11 protein-coding genes are annotated in these 15,706 nt (G+C 73.6%); 1 reads left to right on the top strand and 10 read right to left on the bottom strand.

From position 1 onward, the window contains the following. Positions 1 to 60 precede the first annotated feature (60 nt). The 6 genes from moaB to GVN67_RS10420 form a co-directional block, all read right to left on the bottom strand. The gene (gene moaB / locus GVN67_RS10445) at positions 61 to 594 is read right to left on the bottom strand and encodes a molybdenum cofactor biosynthesis protein B (protein WP_159995547.1); all 534 of its coding nucleotides are present in this window, start codon (positions 592 to 594) and stop codon (positions 61 to 63) included. Positions 595 to 608: 14 nt separating this feature from the next. Then, positions 609 to 2,252 (bottom strand): diguanylate cyclase, encoded by a 1,644-nt coding sequence (locus GVN67_RS10440; RefSeq protein WP_159995545.1) that lies wholly within the window; start codon positions 2,250 to 2,252, stop codon positions 609 to 611. Further along, complete coding sequence (locus GVN67_RS10435; protein WP_159995543.1) at positions 2,245 to 2,631, bottom strand: response regulator; 387 nt, start codon at positions 2,629 to 2,631, stop codon at positions 2,245 to 2,247. The genes GVN67_RS10440 and GVN67_RS10435 overlap by 8 nt, the downstream gene beginning before the upstream one ends. A gap of 6 nt (positions 2,632 to 2,637) precedes the next feature. Then, a complete protein-coding gene (locus tag GVN67_RS10430) occupies positions 2,638 to 5,127 on the bottom strand; it encodes a response regulator (protein ID WP_159995541.1) in 2,490 nt (829 codons plus the stop codon). A gap of 255 nt (positions 5,128 to 5,382) precedes the next feature. Then, the gene (locus GVN67_RS10425) at positions 5,383 to 7,002 is read right to left on the bottom strand and encodes a lytic transglycosylase domain-containing protein (protein ID WP_235035224.1); all 1,620 of its coding nucleotides are present in this window, start codon (positions 7,000 to 7,002) and stop codon (positions 5,383 to 5,385) included. A gap of 335 nt (positions 7,003 to 7,337) precedes the next feature. Beyond that, positions 7,338 to 8,258: a uracil-DNA glycosylase family protein gene (locus GVN67_RS10420; RefSeq protein WP_159995539.1), complete on the bottom strand. Its 921-nt coding sequence runs from the start codon at positions 8,256 to 8,258 to the stop codon at positions 7,338 to 7,340. Positions 8,259 to 8,362: 104 nt separating this feature from the next. Between GVN67_RS10420 and GVN67_RS10415 the strand changes: the two genes are divergently transcribed. Then, complete coding sequence (locus GVN67_RS10415; RefSeq protein ID WP_200845217.1) at positions 8,363 to 9,970, top strand: electron transfer flavoprotein-ubiquinone oxidoreductase; 1,608 nt, start codon at positions 8,363 to 8,365, stop codon at positions 9,968 to 9,970. A gap of 258 nt (positions 9,971 to 10,228) precedes the next feature. On the opposite strand, the gene GVN67_RS10410 is transcribed toward GVN67_RS10415, so the two are convergent. The 4 genes from GVN67_RS10410 to GVN67_RS10395 form a co-directional block, all read right to left on the bottom strand. Then, the gene (locus tag GVN67_RS10410) at positions 10,229 to 11,023 is read right to left on the bottom strand and encodes a class II glutamine amidotransferase (RefSeq protein ID WP_159995535.1); all 795 of its coding nucleotides are present in this window, start codon (positions 11,021 to 11,023) and stop codon (positions 10,229 to 10,231) included. Between the two features lie 89 nt (positions 11,024 to 11,112). After that, positions 11,113 to 11,508, bottom strand: coding sequence for a DUF3293 domain-containing protein (locus GVN67_RS10405; protein WP_159995533.1), 396 nt, complete (start codon positions 11,506 to 11,508; stop codon positions 11,113 to 11,115). Next, positions 11,509 to 14,538, bottom strand: coding sequence for an AAA family ATPase (locus GVN67_RS30335; RefSeq protein ID WP_159995531.1), 3,030 nt, complete (start codon positions 14,536 to 14,538; stop codon positions 11,509 to 11,511). It abuts the gene before it with no gap. After that, positions 14,538 to 15,662, bottom strand: coding sequence for an exonuclease SbcCD subunit D (locus GVN67_RS10395; RefSeq protein WP_159995529.1), 1,125 nt, complete (start codon positions 15,660 to 15,662; stop codon positions 14,538 to 14,540). Before GVN67_RS10395 ends, GVN67_RS30335 begins: the two co-directional genes overlap by 1 nt. Positions 15,663 to 15,706 lie beyond the last annotated feature (44 nt).

The following is a 15,706-nucleotide window of genomic DNA, read 5'->3' as shown; positions in this document are numbered from 1 at the left end:
CACCCCGGCGGGGGTCTGGGGGCGGAGCCCCCAGCGGCGTGCCTGCCCTTCGTCCTGAACTTACCGAAGATGTTCCTGCAACCGCGGCATCAGCTCCACCAGGTTGCACGGCTTGTGTCGGGCATCGAGCTGGAAGCGCAGGATATCGTCCCAGCCGTCCTTCACCGCCCCCGACGACCCCGGCAGCGCGAACAGGTAGGTCCCGCCCGACACGCCGCCGATGGCGCGGGACTGGATCGTCGAGGTGCCGATCTTTTGGTAGCTCAGCATGCGGAACAGCTCGCCGAAGCCGGTGATCTCTTTCTCCAGCACGCGGGCGAAGGCCTCGGGCGTCACGTCGCGGCCGGTGATGCCGGTGCCGCCGGTGGTGATGCCGACATCGACCTCGCCATCAGCGATCCAGCCGCGCATCACCGCCTCGATGGCGTTAGCCTCGTCGCGGACGATCTGGCGGCTGTGCAGGCGGTGGCCGGCGCCCTCGATCCGCTCGGCCAGGATGGCGCCGGACTTGTCGCTGGCCAGGTCGCGGCTGTCGGAGACGGTCAGGATGGCGATCGAGACCGGCAGGAAGGGCAGCGACTCGTCGATCGGCATGGGGCGTGAACTCCTCAGGGCGCCAGCGTCACCCGGTTGCGGCCGGCGCGCTTCGCGGCATAGAGGGCCGCATCGGCGGCGGAGATCAAGGCCTCGCCCGATGTCGTCTCCGCCGCCCCGGCGGCGATGCCGTCGACGCCGGCGCTGAAGCGGCAGAAGAAATGGCCGCTGGTGGTCTCGAAGGGGGTCTCGGCGAAGCGGGCGCGGATGCCGTCGATGATCTCGGCGGCGGCCTCGGGGGCGGTGTTCAGCAGCAGCACGGCGAATTCCTCGCCGCCATAGCGGCCGATCACGTCGGTGCGCCGCAGCCGCTTCTGCAGGCTGCGCGACAGGCCGCGGATCACCCGGTCGCCGACCAGGTGGCCATGGGTGTCGTTGACCGCCTTGAAATGGTCGATGTCCAGCAGCACCAGGGACAGCGCCATGCCGTGGCGCTGCGCCCGCTCCAGCTCCAGCCCCAGCCGCTCCTTGAAGCGGGCGTGGTTCAGCAGCCCGGTCAGGCTGTCGGTCTCCATCACGGCGCGCAGCGCGCGGGCGCGCTCGGCGCGCAGCCGCACCAGGTCGACCAGCCGGTCCAGGTCGACCGGCTTCGGGATGAAGTCGTCGCCGCCCAGGCGGCGGGCCAGCATCTGCTTCTGCGGGTCCTGCTCGGCGGACAGGAACAGGATCGGCAGCGACAGGTTGCGGCGGGTCTGGCGGATGACGCGGGCCAGCTCGATGCCGTCGATGCCGGGCATCTGCATGTCCATCAGCACCAGGTCCGGCGTCGCCGCGGCGATGGCGGCGATGGCCTGGGCCGGGTCGGAGATGGCGGTGACCTGCATCCCCGCCTGGCGCAGCGCCAGGGCATAGGCCTCGGCCAGCAGGGCGTCGTCGTCGACCACCAGGATGGACGCGGCGGCCTCGGCGCGGGTGCCGGCGAAATGGTCCAGCCAGTCGGCCAGCTCGTTGACCTCCAGCGGCTTGGGCACCACGGCCTCGACCCCGGCGCGGGCGGCGGCCAGGCGGGCCTCGAAGGTGCTCTCGCCGGCCAGCAGCACCAGCGGCGCGCGGCCGGCCAGGCGGCGGCACAGCTCCAGCGCGCCGGGCACGGCGTCGTCGACCACGGCCGCCGCGATGCGCGGCGTCTCGGCGCCCTCGGCCAGCTCCGGCAGCCGGGTCACGGCATAGCCGAGATTGGCGATCACCGCCGAGAGCATCGCCCGTTCGCTCGGCTCGGCGAACAGGAAGACGGGCTCGGCGGCCTCGGCCGGGCTGCGCGCGGCGGCGGGGCCGGCAGCGCTGTCATGCCCGTCGGGCCCGGCTTCCCAGGCGGCGGCGACGGCACCGATCAGCAGCGTCGCCTGGCGGATATGGTCGGTGCTGGGGATGGCCTCGTCGCGCAGGCCCAGCAGGATCAGCTCCAGCGGCGCGGCGGCCGCCGACAGCGCCGGGAAGCCGAAGGTGCCGCCGGCCCCGGCCAGCCGGTGCGCCGAGGCCGCCAGCTCGGCCACCGCCTCGCGCGCCGCCTGGTCCCAGGCCAGCCGGCGCGGCTGAAGCGCGGTCCAGGCCGCCTCGAGGTCGCGCACCCGCTCGCCCAGCCGCTGCACGCCATCGGCGCGCAGCCGGCGCAGCGCGTCGCGCATCTCGAGCTCGGCGCCGGGCGCGGGCTCAGCCATCGCGGCGGTTCCAGATGTCGCGGACCTGGGCGGAGAGGCTCATCGGGTCGAAGGGCTTGGAGATGACGTCGAGGCTGCCCAGCGCGCGATACCGCGCCACCTCCTGCGGCTGCACCTTGGCGGTCATGAAGATGGCGGGGGTGGCGCTGGTCGCCTCCAGCAGCCGCAGCCGCTCCAGCGTGGTCGGCCCGTCCATGCCCGGCATCATGACGTCGAGCAGCAGCAGCTGCGGCGCGAAGGCCCCGACCTTCTCCAGCGCCTCGGCGCCGGAGGCGCAGGCCTCGACGGTGAAGCCGCCCACCGCCTGCAGCGTCAGCGCGGCCAGGCGGCGGACATCGTCGTCGTCCTCGACATAGAGGATGCGGTTCAGATCGGTCATGGCAGCTCAGGCCTCGGTCGCGGGGGCCGCGGGCGTGCCCTCGATCAGGTTCAGGATGGTGCCCTGCAGGGCGCGGTTGTCGGTGCGGCTTTTCACCAGCGACGCCGAGACGCTGCGCGTGGTGCGCGCATCCATGTCGCTGGCCGAGAAGATCAGCACCGGCGGCGGCGGGTCCAGCGCCCGGATATCCTGCAGCAGGTCGAGGCCGCTGCCATCGGGCAGGCCGACATCGATGATGACCAGCGCGAAGGGCGACGACCCGGCCAGGGCCTCGCGCGCCTCGGCGAGGCTGCGGGCCGGCACCATCTGCGCGGCGTCCCCCATCACGGCGGAGACGACGCGGGTGATGTCGGCATCGTCCTCGACATGCAGGATGGTGGCCGGGCCGCCATGGTGCCGCAGCGCCTGGCGCAGCGCGGCGCGCAGGCGCGCCGGGTCGATCGGCTTGTCCAGCCAGTCGACCACGCCGACCGCGTCGCCGTTCAGCGCCCGCCGCCCCTGGTCGGCGATGGCCGAGACCACCACCACCGGAAGCACGCGGCCATCCTCGCGCCGGCGCAGCCGGCGGAACAGCGACAGCCCGTCCTCGTCCGGCAGCATCAGGTCCAGCGTCATGGCGTCGAAATGGCCGCGGTCGAGCCAGTCGATCGCCTCCGCCGCGTTGCAGGCCAGCTCGCTGTCCCAGCCATACTGGTCCAGCATCCGCTGCAGCAGCGGCCCGACATCGGGGTCGTCCTCCACCACCAGGGCGCGGCGGCGCTGGCCGCCGGCGCCGGCGCTGGCCGAGGGCGGCGGCGCGCTGCGCTCGACCAGCCGCGGCAGCGAGAAGAAGAAGCGGGTGCCGCCGCCCTCGGCATCCTCGAAGCCGATGCCGCCGGCATGGTGCTCGATGATCGCCTTGCTGATCGACAGGCCGAGGCCGGTGCCGCCCTTCTGCCGCGCATCCGAGCTGTCCGCCTGGGCGAAGCGCTGGAAGATGCGGCCGCGGAACTCGGCCGGGATGCCGCGGCCGAAGTCGCGCACGCTGAAGGTGACGTTGCCGGCGTCCACCGCGAGGCTGACCACCACCTTTCCGTCGCGCGGCGAGAACTTGGCGGCGTTGGACAGCAGGTTGGCCAGCACCTGCTGGATGCGCTGGACGTCGGCATAGATCTGCGCGTCCCGGCCTTCCTCCTCCAGCAGGAACTCGACGCCGAACTGGCTGCCATAGGCGCGGTTGGCGGTGACCGCCTGGTTCAGCAGGTGGCGCGCCGAGCTGCGCTCGCGCTGGAAGTCGAGGCGCCCGCTCTCGATCTTCTCGATGTCGAGGATGTCGTTGACCAGTAGCACCAGCCGCTCGGAATTCTTGTGGGCGATGTCGAGCAGGTCGCGCGCCTGGGCCGGCAGGGCGCCGACCACGCCGCCCATCACCAGGCCGAGCGAGGCGCGGATCGAGGTCAGCGGCGTGCGCAGCTCATGGCTGACGGTGGAGACGAACTCGCTTTTCAGCGCGTCCAGCCGGTGCCGCTCGGTGACGTCGCGCAGCACGCAGACGGCGCCGCCATCGGCATATTGGCCGACCGACAGCTCGGCCGGGAACAGCGTGCCGTCGGCACGCCGCGCCTGCACCTCGCCGGCGCGGGCGCCGAAGCCGGGGATGAGGGCGCGGATGCGGCTGCCGGCCAGCTCGTCGGGGGTCAGCTGGAACTGGTCGGAGGCGGCCAGGTTGGCGACCTGCACCCGCTCCTCGGCATCGACCAGCAGGATCGGGTCGCGGGCATGGTCCAGGATCGACTGCAGCTGGCCGCGGCTCTCGCCCAGGGCGGCATTGGCGGCATCGGCCGCCTGCTTGGCCGCCTCCAGCTCGGCATAGCGGGTGGCCGAGGCCGAGAGGTGGCGGTGCAGCCCCCAGACCGAGGCGATGGCCAGCGTCGCCGCGGTCAGCAGCAGCAGCACGAAGACGGTGCGCAGCTGCTCGACCTTGATCAGGTAGACCTGGTTGTAGGTGGCGAGCTCGGTGCGCTCGCGGCCGATCATCACGTCGATGGCGGCGGCCAGCCGGCCGCGCTCCATCCCCGCCTCGCGCAGCAGCAGCGGCAGGTCGATCTCGGCGCCCGACAGCCGGATGGTCTGCAGCAGGCGCGCCGCCAGCCCGTCCAGGCCGCGGCTGAGCACCGCCGCCGCCGGCGCCTGCGGGTCGCCCGCCGGGGCCAGGGCCAGCATGGCGGCCTGGCGCTGCTTCAGCAGGGCCAGGGCGTCGTCGAAGGCGGTCCGCGCCGCGGTGTCGCCGGGGCTGGAGAGGAAGAGGTTGCGCATCACCACCGTCTCGAAGACGGAGTTGCGCAGCTCCAGCAGGCTGGCGACCGTCTGGGTGCTGGAATCGACCGCCTGCCGCTGCTCCCGCCCATCCTCCAGCACGCGCCAGGCGGCGAAGCCCCCGGCGGCGAAGATCAGCAGCAGCACGAGGGCGGTGATCAGCGTGGCGAGGCTGACCCGGCGGGGCGCGGCGTGAACCATCCTGGGGACCATCCTGGGGACCATCCTGGTCGGAGTGAGGCGGCAGCGTGGCAACGCGGCGCAGCGCGGCGCGCCGGACCGGGCGGCCCAGCGCAAGCTGCGCCGGGGCCCGGATGGCATGCGCCGCGCGGCAGTGCAACCGCGGTCTTTCTTGGCAGGATGCGTCAGGAGAAGAGAATAAAACTCTTATGCGTGACCGGTGTCGCATGGCGAAACGGCCGGGGTGCAATTCGCCCCCGGCCGGCGCCATTCCGGTCAGCGCCCGCGGGGGGCGGGCTGCTCGGCCACTTCCAGCGTGGCGCCGCCGAAGCGCGGGAAATTGCCCGCGGCCAGGGCGTCCAGGCTGGGCGAAGGCAGGCCCAGCCGGCTGGCATAGATCCAGGAATAGGTCAGCACCCGCTGCACGAAGACCCGGGTCTCGCCGACCGGGATCGATTCGATGAACAGGAACGGATCGTCCTGGTGCCGCACATTCGGCGCCCAGCGCCCGACATTGCCGGGGCCGTTGTTATAGGCGGCCAGCATGCGGATCAGATCGCCGTCCACCACCTCGCGCGAGGTCAGCAGGTGCAGGTAGCGCTGCGCCAGCTCCATCGAGAAGGAGGGGTCGTGCAGCCGGCCGGCCGCATTTCCCCGCATCCCCGATTCCTTCAGGATATAGGCCGCCGTCGCCGGCATGATCTGCATCAGCCCGCGGGCGCCTGCCGGCGAGACCGCCCGGGCGTCGAAGCGGCTTTCCTGCAGCGCCAGGCCGTAGAGCAGGGCCGGGTCGACGCGGAAGCCGGTCAGCGGCTCCAGCCGCGGCAGCGGGAAGCGGTCATAGTCGCGCGGCCGGCCGTCGCTGGTCTGCGCCAGCGCCGCCACCTGGGCGGCGAGCTCGGTCATGCCGGCGGAGCTCGCCACCGCCAGCATGGCGCGCGACAGGCCCGGATTGCCCTGCGCCACCGGCCAGAGCCGGCGCAGCTCGGCTTCGGCCCGCTCGCGCTGGCCGATCTGCAGCAGGGCCAGCGCCCGCCAGCCGGAGGCGGTCTCGGCCAGCGCCGCGCCCTCGGCCTCGCCGGCCACCTCCCGCTCCCAGGCGAAGCCCGGGGCGAGGCCCAGGATGCGGCGGGCGATCATGCCGTAGAAGGCGCGCGGCTCCTGCGCCGCCTGCAGCATCCAGGGCACGTACAATTGCGGCCGGCGGGTGCGGATCGCCGCCCGCGCGGTCCAGAAGGCGGCCGCCGCCCGCAGCGCCGGGGCGCCGCTATCGGCCCGCGCCGCCGCCTCGAACTGGGCCAGGGCCAGGTCGGCCTTGCCCATGCCCCAGGCCGACAGGCCGGCGACGAAGGCGGGATAGGCCAGGCCCGGCTGGGCGCGGGCCGCCTCGGCGGCGATGCGGTAGCCTTCCTCGTCGCGGCCCTTCTGGAACAAGGCGAGCGCCACCTCGGCCCGCAGCAGCGCGGCATAGCTGCCGCTGGCGCCGCGGTTGACGGCGGACAGCGCCGCCTCGGCATCGCCGTCGCCGGCGGCCGAGCGCACCGAGCGGTCCAGCCGGGCATCCCGGCTGACGCTGCGGTTGGGCGGCTCGCGCTCCTCCGGCACCGCCTCGGCCTCGGGGGCCAGGAACTCGTCGGGCGGGGCCGGCGGATGCGGCGCGTTGCGCGGCAGCCGCCGGCGCAGCAGCGCATGCAGGAAGCCGGCATCCGGGTGGTCGGCATATTCGGCGAGCCAGGCATAGAGCTCGGGCGCCGAAGGTTCCGGCGCGCCGGCCCGGCGCCAGCGATCGGCCAGCACATGGCCCATCAGCCGCCGGTCCTCCAGACGCTCGGCCTCGGCCTGCGCGGCGGCGAAGTCGCCACGCTCCTGCAGCCCGAAGATGCGGGACAGCCGCATCGCGTCGGAAGGGGCAAGTGGTTGCGGAAGTCCCGCCACACCTGCGGACAGGGTGGGGCGTGGGACGCTCATAGCCCGCTCAAGGGGGGCGGTCTCTCCGGCCCGTTGCGCCTGGGCGGGGACCTGAGCCCCCCCCCAAAGCGACGCCGCGCAGCCCAGACCGAAGGCCAGGATGCGCGGACGCAGGGCCATGGTGCAGAACGCTCGCATGGCGTGGATGGCGTTACCGGCCGAATGGCGGGGGGGCAATGCCTGATGTCGGGACAAATCTCACTGAATGAGACGTCTCCCAGGAAATCCAGCAGCTTGGCGCCGCAGGTTTCATCAAAAAACGTTTATTCTGCCGGCGAGTTATTCACATTTTCCGAGTCGATGCTGCGGCGCAACAGCAGCAGGTCGGCCCAGGCCTCGCGCTTCGCAGACGGATTGCGCAGCAGATAGGCGGGGTGCAGCGTCGGCAGCGCCGGCAGCTCGGCGCCCCCCGCCGGCAGCCGGTGCCAGCGGCCGCGCAGCCGGGTGATGCCGTCCTTGGCGCGCAGCAGCGCCTTGGCCGAGGTGCCGCCCAGCATCACCACGTGCCGCGGCTTCACCAGCTCGATATGGCGCAGCACCAGCGGCAGGAACTGGGTGATCTCGGCGTCCGTCGGCGTGCGGTTTCCCGGCGGCCGCCAGGGCAGGATATTGGTGATGTAGAAGCCCTGGCCCGGCGCCGGATTGGTCCGGTCCAGCCCGATGCTGGCCAGCATCCGGTCCAGCAGCTGGCCGGAGACGCCGACGAAGGGGCGGCCCAGCCGGTCCTCGTCGCCGCCCGGGGCCTCGCCCACGAACATCAGCCCGGCCTGCGGGTGGCCGTCGCCGAAGACCAGGTTGGTGGCGGTGTCGCGCAGCGGCGAATCGATGCCGGCGATGGCCTCGCGCAGCGCCTCCAGGCTGTCGACCCCGGCGGCGATGGCGGCGGCGCCCTCGGCGGCCGGCGTCGGTGGCCGGGCCAGCGGCAGCACCGCGGCGGCACGCTTCAGCGGCGCGCGCGCGGCCGGCGCCTCGGCCGGCAAGGCATCCGAGGCGGCGGCGTCCACCGGCGCCGCCCCCTCGCGCCGCGGCGGCAGGGCGGCGGCGGCGGGGCGCAGCGCCAGCCGGTCGATCGGGGCCTCGCCCAGCGCCTCGTCGACGCCCCAGTCAAGCTGCAGCCGCAGCGCGGCCAGCAGCTCGGCCGCGGCGAAAGCGCTGTCGCTCGGGTCGGGGGAGGAGGCGTTCATACCCCGCCATATCGCGCTGCGGCGGGGTTCCGCGCAACCCGCGATCGGGCTAAGGCAATGCAGCGGGACCAAGGGAGAACAGCAAGGTGTCTGAACGCGAGAGCATGGAATTCGACGTCCTGATCGTCGGCGCGGGCCCTGCCGGCCTGGCCGCGGCGATCCGGTTGAAGCAGCTCTCCCCGGACGCCTCGGTCTGCGTGGTCGAGAAAGGCAGCGAGGTCGGTGCCCATATCCTGTCCGGCGCCGTGCTGGAGCCGCGGGCGCTGGACGAGCTGATCCCCGACTGGCGCGACGACCCGCCGGGCCTGGCCACCCCCGCCGCCGACGACCATTTCGTCTTCCTGACCGAGACCCGCGCGATCCGCCTGCCGACGCCGCCGCAGATGCACAACCACGGCAATTACGTGGTCAGCCTGGGCAATGTCTGCCGCTGGCTGGGCGCGAAGGCCGAGGCGATGGGGGTCGAGATCTATCCCGGCTTCGCCGCCTCCGAGACCATCATCGAGGACGGCGTGGTCAAGGGCGTCGTCGCCGGCGTCATGGGCATCGAGCGCAGCGGCGAGGAAGGCCCGAACTACCAGCCCGGCATGGAGCTGCGCGGCCGCTACACCCTGTTCGGCGAGGGCTGCCGCGGGTCGCTGACCAAGAAGCTCGAGGCGCTGTACAACCTGCGCGACGGCGTGCAGCCGCAGACCTACGGCCTGGGCATCAAGGAGCTGTGGGAGATCCCGAAGGAGCGCCACACCCCGGGGCGCATCTGGCACAGCATCGGCTGGCCGCTGAAGGCCGACACCTATGGCGGCTCCTTCATGTACATGCTGGGCGAGAACCTGGTCTCGATCGGCTTCGTCGTCGGGCTCGACTACCAGAACACCTGGCTCTCCCCCTTCGAGGAGATGCAGCGGCTGAAGACCCATCCGGAGATCCGCAAGATCCTGGAAGGCGGCAAGCGCATCGCCTATGGCGCCCGCGCGCTGAACGAGGGCGGGCTGCAGTCGATCCCGAAGCTGGTCTTCCCCGGCGGCGCGCTGATCGGCGACACGGCGGGCTTCCTGAACGTGCCCAAGATCAAGGGCACCCACACCTCGATGAAGTCCGGCATGCTGGCCGCCGAGGCCCTGGCCGAGGCGCTGAAGTCGGAAGCGTCCAGCCCCACCCTCGACGCCTACCCCGAGGCCCTGAAGAACAGCTGGGTCTACGAGGAGCTCTCCGCCTGCCGCAACATCCGCCCGGGCTTCGCGAAGTGGGGCCTGGTCGGCGGCATGATCAACGGCGCGCTGGACACCTATGTGTTGCGCGGCAAGGCGCCCTGGACGCTGGCGCACCACGCCGACTACAGCGCCACCAAGCCGGCCGACCAATGCGAGAAGATCGCCTATCCCCGGCCGGACGGGAAGCTGACCTTCGACCGGCTGTCCTCGGTGTTCCTGTCGAACACCAACCACGAGGAAGACCAGCCCGCCCACCTGAAGCTGAAGGACCCGGACAAGTGGAAAGGCGTCAACTGGGACACCTTCCGCGCGCCGGAAAGCCGCTACTGCCCGGCCGGCGTCTATGAGGCGGTGGGCATGGAAGAAGGCGAGCCGCGCCTGGTGATCAACGCGCAGAACTGCGTGCATTGCAAAACCTGCGACATCAAGGACCCGTCGCAGAACATCGACTGGTGCACGCCGGAAGGCGCCGGGGGGCCGAATTATATCGGCGGGATGTGAAGAGAAGGACTTGGCAGGTCGGGGGAATGAATTCCCCCGAACCCCCATCTTTTTTCTTTCAGACTGCCGTGTCCACGTGAAGACAGTACGTGAAACGGCCCATCGACAGCGCGACCTGCCAGGGCGCGCTGTTTTTGTGAATGGCGTCCCGTCGTGCTGCCCGGGTGTCGCCCGTGGTCGTGCGCTGGTGGTCAAACGGCCGGTGAACAGAAAAAAGATGGGGTCCAGGGGAATTCATTCCCCTGGCCTGTTTCTATCCTAAGCTGCCAAAGCCCATGCTTCGACGCTGAACGCCCGTATCTCCACGGCCGCGTCCGGCTTCGCCACCAGGACGGCGTTGGGCGGGATCGGCTGCCAGCCGGCGCCGCGTTCGTCGACCGGTTCGGAGACCACCATCACGCCACCGCAGCGTCCCTGTCGCCAGTAGAGCGAGGGCGGCCGGCTGTCGGAGGACCAGCGGAAGCAGGTCAGCGTCTCGCCGTCGCTGTGCGCGGCGGCGAAGCGCAGGGGCTGGCGGGTGCCGGCCCCGGCCATCAGGCCCAGCACGCGGCCGAGCGTGCGGGCCATGGCGCCGACCGGGTCCTCGGCCAGGCCTTCGGCGAGGGCGGCCAGGAACAGCGCCTCGGTGTCGCCGGTGCCCTGGCGGTGGGCGTAGAGGCTGTCGGGGATCAGCGCCTCGATCCGGCGCTTCAGCAGGGCGTAGTCGCCAACCTGGCCGTTGTGCATGAACAGCTGCTTGCCATGGGCGAAGGGGTGGCAATTGGCCCGCGTGGTCGAGGTGCCGGTGGAGGCCCGCACATGGGCGAAGAACAGGCGGGAGCGCACCTGGCTGCAGAGCGAGCGCAGGTTCTCGTCCGACCAGGCCGGGCGGATCTCGCGGTAGAGGCCGGGCTCCTCCCGCTCGCCGTACCAGCCGAGGCCGAAGCCGTCGCCATTGGTGACGGTCTTGCCTTCATCGGCATGCATCGACTGGTGGATCAGCGAATGCGCCGGGGCGCAGACCATGTCCGACAGGAAGATCGGGTCGCCGCGATAGGCGAGGAAACGGCACATCGGCAGGTCTTCTCTACGACCTTGCTATTCATTGCCGCCCGCCCGGCTTCCTGCAATCGCTTCGTCATGAATCCTGCGCCATTCGCGCGTCATCGCAGCCAGAGCAGCCGCGCCGGGCGCCGGGCCGCGACCAGGAGGACAGCGTTCTGGCGGAAGGCGCGGCCGATCCGGGCGGCCAAGGCGGGGCGCAGCGGGAAGGCCAGCAGCATCGGCTCGCCGGGATAATCGTCGTCGGGGTGGCCGAAGCCTTCGGCGATCTGCAGGCCCCGGGCGCGGAGGGCGGCGCGCAGCCGGGCCTGGGCGCGGTGGTTGGTGGCACGCGATCGTGGCGCCGAGCCCGGGTTCCAGGCGGTGACGAAGGCCCCCTGCCCCGCCCATTCCGGGCCGCGCTGGCCGGGGCGGATCACGGTCTTCCGCCCCCGATGGACGGCGCGGTAGGTCGTGGCGGCATAGGCGGCCCGCCAGGGGTGGCGGGCCGCGAACATTCAGCCGGTGACGAAGCGGGCGCGGCTGCCGCGCGGGCCGGGGGTGACCTCCAGCCGGGCGGGGATGCGGGCGCGGAGCTCCGCGACATGGCTGATGATGCCGACCAGCCGGTCGCCGGCGGGCAGGCTGGCCAGCACGTCCATCGCCTTGTCCAGCGCTTCCTCGTCCAGCGTGCCGAAGCCCTCGTCGATGAACAGCGCGTCGATCCGCCGGGCGCCGGCATGCGCCTGCACCGTGTCGGCCAGGCCCAGGGCGAGGGCGAGCGCGGCGCAGAACCCCTCGCCGCCGGACAGGGTGGCGGCGGGGCGCGGCTGGCCGGTCCATTCGTCCAGCACCTCGATGTCGAGGCCGATGGCGCGGCCCGGCTCCTCCCGCCGGCGCAGGCTGAAGCGGCCGCCGAGCATCGCCTGCAGCCGCTGGTTGGCCGCCGACAGCGCCTCGTCCAGCAGGCCGGCCAGGACGAAGCCCTGCAGCGACAGCTTGCGGTCGTTCTTGCCGCGGGCGGTCTCGGCCAGGTCGCTGACCAGCAGATGCGCGGCGCGGGCGGCCTCCAGCGCCGCTTCAGCGGCACGGATGCCGGCCAGGCGCCGGGCGGTGGTGGCCAGGCGCTCGGCCAGGCGCCCGGCGGCGTCGCGCGCCTGGCGCAGCGCCTCCCGCGCGGCGGCCTCGGCGGCGGCCAGCGCCGCCAGGTCGGGGGGCGCCAGGCCGGCGATCTCGGCGCTGGCGCGGGTGGCGGCGAGCTCGGCCTGGTGCAGCGCCCGGCCATGCTGCTCGACCGCCTGCTTCAGCGCCGCCAACGCCGCCGGCGGGCGCTGCGCGGCGCGGGCGGCGGCGGCATCGGCGAAGCCGGCGGCGCGGGCGGCCTCCTCCAGCGCGTCGAGGGCCGCCTCGCGCCGGGTGGCGGCGGCGGCGGCGCGGGCGGTGGCGTCGCGCGCGGCCCCTGTCGCGGCCTGCAGCGCGGCCTCGGCGGCGGAATCCTCGCGCTCGGCGGCGCGGATGCTGTCTTCCAGGGCGGCGACGGCGGCCTCGGCCTGGCGCAGCCGCGCGGCGAGGATCGCCGGGTCGCGGGCATCCTCGGGGATCTGGCGGCGGCGGGCGGCGGCCTCGTGCCGGGTTTCCGCCTCCTCGGTCGTGGCGGTGGCCAGGGTGGCGTCGGCCGTGGCCAGGTCCGCCACCGCCGCGGCCAGGGCGGCTTCGGCCTGCGCCAGCGCCCTGGCGGCGGCGGGGGCCTTCTGGGCGATGCCGTCGGCAGCGGCCAGGGCGGCCTCGGCCTGGCCGGCGGCGATGCTGGCGGCGGCGGGGTCCAGCCCCTCCGGCAGGCGCTGGCGCAGGTCGCCGGCGCGGTCGCGGCTGCGCGACAGGGCCTGCTCGGCGACCGACACGGCGCGCTGGCGGTCGGCCAGGGCGGTCGCCGCGGCATCCTCGGCGGCGCGGGCGGTGTCGGGGTCGGCGAGCTCGCCCTCGGGCGCAGCGGCGGGGGCCGGGTGGTCGAGCGCGCCGCAAACCGGGCAGGCCTCGCCGTCGCGCAGCCGGGCCGACCAATGCGCGGCGGCGGCGGCCAGCGCGGCACGCTCGGCCTGCTGCCGCGCGGCGCGGGTTGTTGCCAGCGCCGCGCTGGCGGTGGCCTCGGCGGCGGCCGCCTGGGCCAGGGCGGCGTCCTGGCGGGTGATCTCCGGCGCCAGGGCGGCGAGCGCCACGGCGTCCTTCGCCTGGCCGGCGGCCTGGTCGCGGGTGGCCAGCAGGCCGGGGCGCTGCTGGGTGGCAGCGGCGGCGGATTGCTGGGCGGCCTCGGCGGCGGCGCGGGCCTCGCGCTGGCGGGTTTCTGCCAGTGCCGCCTTCTCGCGGGTGGTCGCGGCGGCCGAGAGGCGACCGGCGGCCTCGGCCGCGTGCTTCTCCAGCGCGGCGAGCGCATCGGCGGCGCGCTGCGCCTCGGCCAGGGCCGCGACGCCCTGGCGCAGGGTGGCGGCCTCGGCGCGGCGCGGCTGGGCTTCGGCCTGGGCCAGCGCAGCCTTGTCGCGGCGGGCGCGGGCGGTGGCTTCGGCGGCGGCGGCGCGGGCGGCGGCGTCGGTGGCGTCCTGCGCGGCCTCGCCGGCGGCGGCCAGGGTGGCGGCGGCGGGGGCGGTGGCCAAAGCGCGCTCGGCGCCCGCGGCTTCGTCCTGCTTTTCCGCCATGGCCGCGGATTGCGCCTGCAGGCCGGCCAGCGCCTCGGCGCTCCGGCGCGCCTCGGCATGGCGCTCGGCGGCGCGGCGGCCGGCTTCGAGGTCAGTCTGGGCGGTGGTCGCCTTGCTTTCCGCATCGCCCGCGGCGAGCGCGGCGGCATCGGCTTCCGATGTCAGCGCCTCCAGCGCGGCGGCGGCCTCCTCCGGCGAGGCGACGCCGGCCTCGCCCAGCAGGCTGCGGCGGTGCTGCTCGGCCTGCTGCGCGGTGGCCAGGGCCGTCTTCGCCTGCAGTGCCAGGGCGTCTTCCAGCCGCGCGTAGAGATGCGTGCGGAACAGACTTGCAAGAATCCGCTGGCGGTCGCCCGGGGGCGCGGTCAGCAATTCGCGGAAGCGTCCCTGGGGCAGCAGCACGACCTGGCGGAATTCCTCGACGCGATAGCCCAGCAGCTCCTCGATCTGCTCGGCGACGCGCGGCACCTGGTCGGCCATGACCAGCGGCGGGCCCTCCGCCGGCAGGCGCCACAGCGTGGCCTCGCCGCCGCGCTGGACCAGCTTGCCGCCGCGCCCCGGCGCCTCCTGCTTCGGCGCGCGGCGCAGCCGGTAGCGGGCCTCGCCGAGCGCGAAGTCGAGCTCGACCCAGGTCGGCTGGCCGGGCTCGGCATGGTGGCTGCGCAGATGCGCGGCCTCGCGCTCCTCGCCGCTGCTCTGGCCGAAGAAGGCGAAGCAGATCGCGTCCAGCAGCGTCGTCTTGCCGGCGCCCGTCGGGCCGTGAATGAGAAAAAGCCGCTGCTGGCCGAGCACCGAAAAATCGAATTCCTGGGTGCCGGCATAGGCGCCGAAGGCCGAGAGGCGCAGGACGAGCGGGCGCATCAGCCTTCCTCCCCCACGCCGGCGATGGCGGCGATGGCGGGGGGGCGGGCCGCGTCCGGCAGGGCCTCGCCGCGCACCGCCAGCCAGAAGGCGTCCAGCACCGCCAGCGGGCTGTGCCGGGCGCCGGCGCGGGTCAGCGGCGAGGAGGCCGCGACGGCGCGGGACTGGAAACGCAGGTCGAGCACATTGGGAAAGGCCTCGCGCAGCCGGGCCATGGCGTCGAAGGGACGGTCGGTCAGGGTGACCTGCAGCCAGTCCTCGCGGCCGGGGGCCTCGGCGGTGGCCAGCACCTCGGCGAGCGTGCCGGTGACCAGGCGCAGCGGGTGGCGGGCCGGCAGCGGGATTTCTTCCAGCGTCACCGCGCCGGTCGCGTCGATCTCCAGCAGGGTGGCGGATTTCTGCTGCCCGGCCTCGGAGAAGGAATAGGCCAGCGGCGAGCCGGAATAGCGGATGCGGCCGCCCTCCATCGCCTGCGGCCGGTGCAGATGGCCCAGCGCCACATAGTCGAAGCCGGCCAGGTGGGCGGCCGAGACGGCGCCGCTGCCGCCCACCTGCAGCAGCCGCTCGCTGTCGGATTCGAGCCCGCCCTGGACGAAGCCATGCGCCATGACGATGGCCCGCGCCGCCGGGTCGCGCAGCCCGCGCAGATGGCCCATCACGGCCGCGAAGCCGGCCTCGTGGTCGGTGATGCCGGCTTCCGGGAAATGCCCCGCCAGCTGCTCCGGCGAGGCATAGTCGGCGGCCAGCAATTGCAGCGGCCCGTGGCGATCCTCGAAGCGGAAGGCACGACCCTGGCCGGTGCCGGCGATATGCAGCCCGGCCGGGGCCAGCAGCGGGGCGGCGAAGCCCAGGCGGCGGGCCTCGTCATGGTTGCCGGCGATCAGGGCGACAGGGATGCCCAGGCCGCGGATGATGGCGTCCAGCACCGTGCCCAGCAGCTCCACCGCCGCGGCGGGCGGGTTGGCGCGGTCATAGACATCGCCGGCCAGCAGCAGCAGGTCGGGGCGCGTGTCGCGCAGCATGTCCAGGAAGGGGCCGGCCAGCAGCCATTCCTGCTCGGGCAGGAAAGGCTGGCCATGCAGCGAACGGCCCAGGTGCCAGTCCGCGGTGTGCAGGATCCGCATGGGCGAAGCAGTAGCCCGCCCCCGGCGTCATTCCAAGCACAGGC

Origin of the sequence: Roseomonas sp. 18066 (assembly GCF_902706185.1) — a bacterium.
In the GTDB taxonomy this organism is placed as follows: domain Bacteria; phylum Pseudomonadota; class Alphaproteobacteria; order Acetobacterales; family Acetobacteraceae; genus Pseudoroseomonas.
The sequence above is the reverse complement of the archived record's forward strand: the minus strand, read 5'-3'. Positions and strand labels throughout refer to the sequence as shown.

Excerpts from the sequence above, each read along its gene's own strand:
- moaB (WP_159995547.1), bottom strand. The coding sequence starts at position 594 with ATGCCGATCGACGAGTCGCTGCCCTTCCTGCCGGTCTCGATCGCCATC.
- GVN67_RS10440 (WP_159995545.1), bottom strand. The coding sequence starts at position 2,252 with ATGGCTGAGCCCGCGCCCGGCGCCGAGCTCGAGATGCGCGACGCGCTG.
- GVN67_RS10435 (WP_159995543.1), bottom strand. The coding sequence starts at position 2,631 with ATGACCGATCTGAACCGCATCCTCTATGTCGAGGACGACGACGATGTC.
- GVN67_RS10430 (WP_159995541.1), bottom strand. The coding sequence starts at position 5,127 with ATGGTTCACGCCGCGCCCCGCCGGGTCAGCCTCGCCACGCTGATCACC.
- GVN67_RS10425 (WP_235035224.1), bottom strand. The coding sequence starts at position 7,002 with ATGCGGCTGTCCCGCATCTTCGGGCTGCAGGAGCGTGGCGACTTCGCC.
- GVN67_RS10420 (WP_159995539.1), bottom strand. The coding sequence starts at position 8,258 with ATGAACGCCTCCTCCCCCGACCCGAGCGACAGCGCTTTCGCCGCGGCC.
- GVN67_RS10415 (WP_200845217.1), top strand. The coding sequence starts at position 8,363 with ATGGAATTCGACGTCCTGATCGTCGGCGCGGGCCCTGCCGGCCTGGCC.
- GVN67_RS10410 (WP_159995535.1), bottom strand. The coding sequence starts at position 11,023 with ATGTGCCGTTTCCTCGCCTATCGCGGCGACCCGATCTTCCTGTCGGAC.
- GVN67_RS10405 (WP_159995533.1), bottom strand. The coding sequence starts at position 11,508 with ATGTTCGCGGCCCGCCACCCCTGGCGGGCCGCCTATGCCGCCACGACC.
- GVN67_RS30335 (WP_159995531.1), bottom strand. The coding sequence starts at position 14,538 with ATGCGCCCGCTCGTCCTGCGCCTCTCGGCCTTCGGCGCCTATGCCGGC.
- GVN67_RS10395 (WP_159995529.1), bottom strand. The coding sequence starts at position 15,662 with ATGCGGATCCTGCACACCGCGGACTGGCACCTGGGCCGTTCGCTGCAT.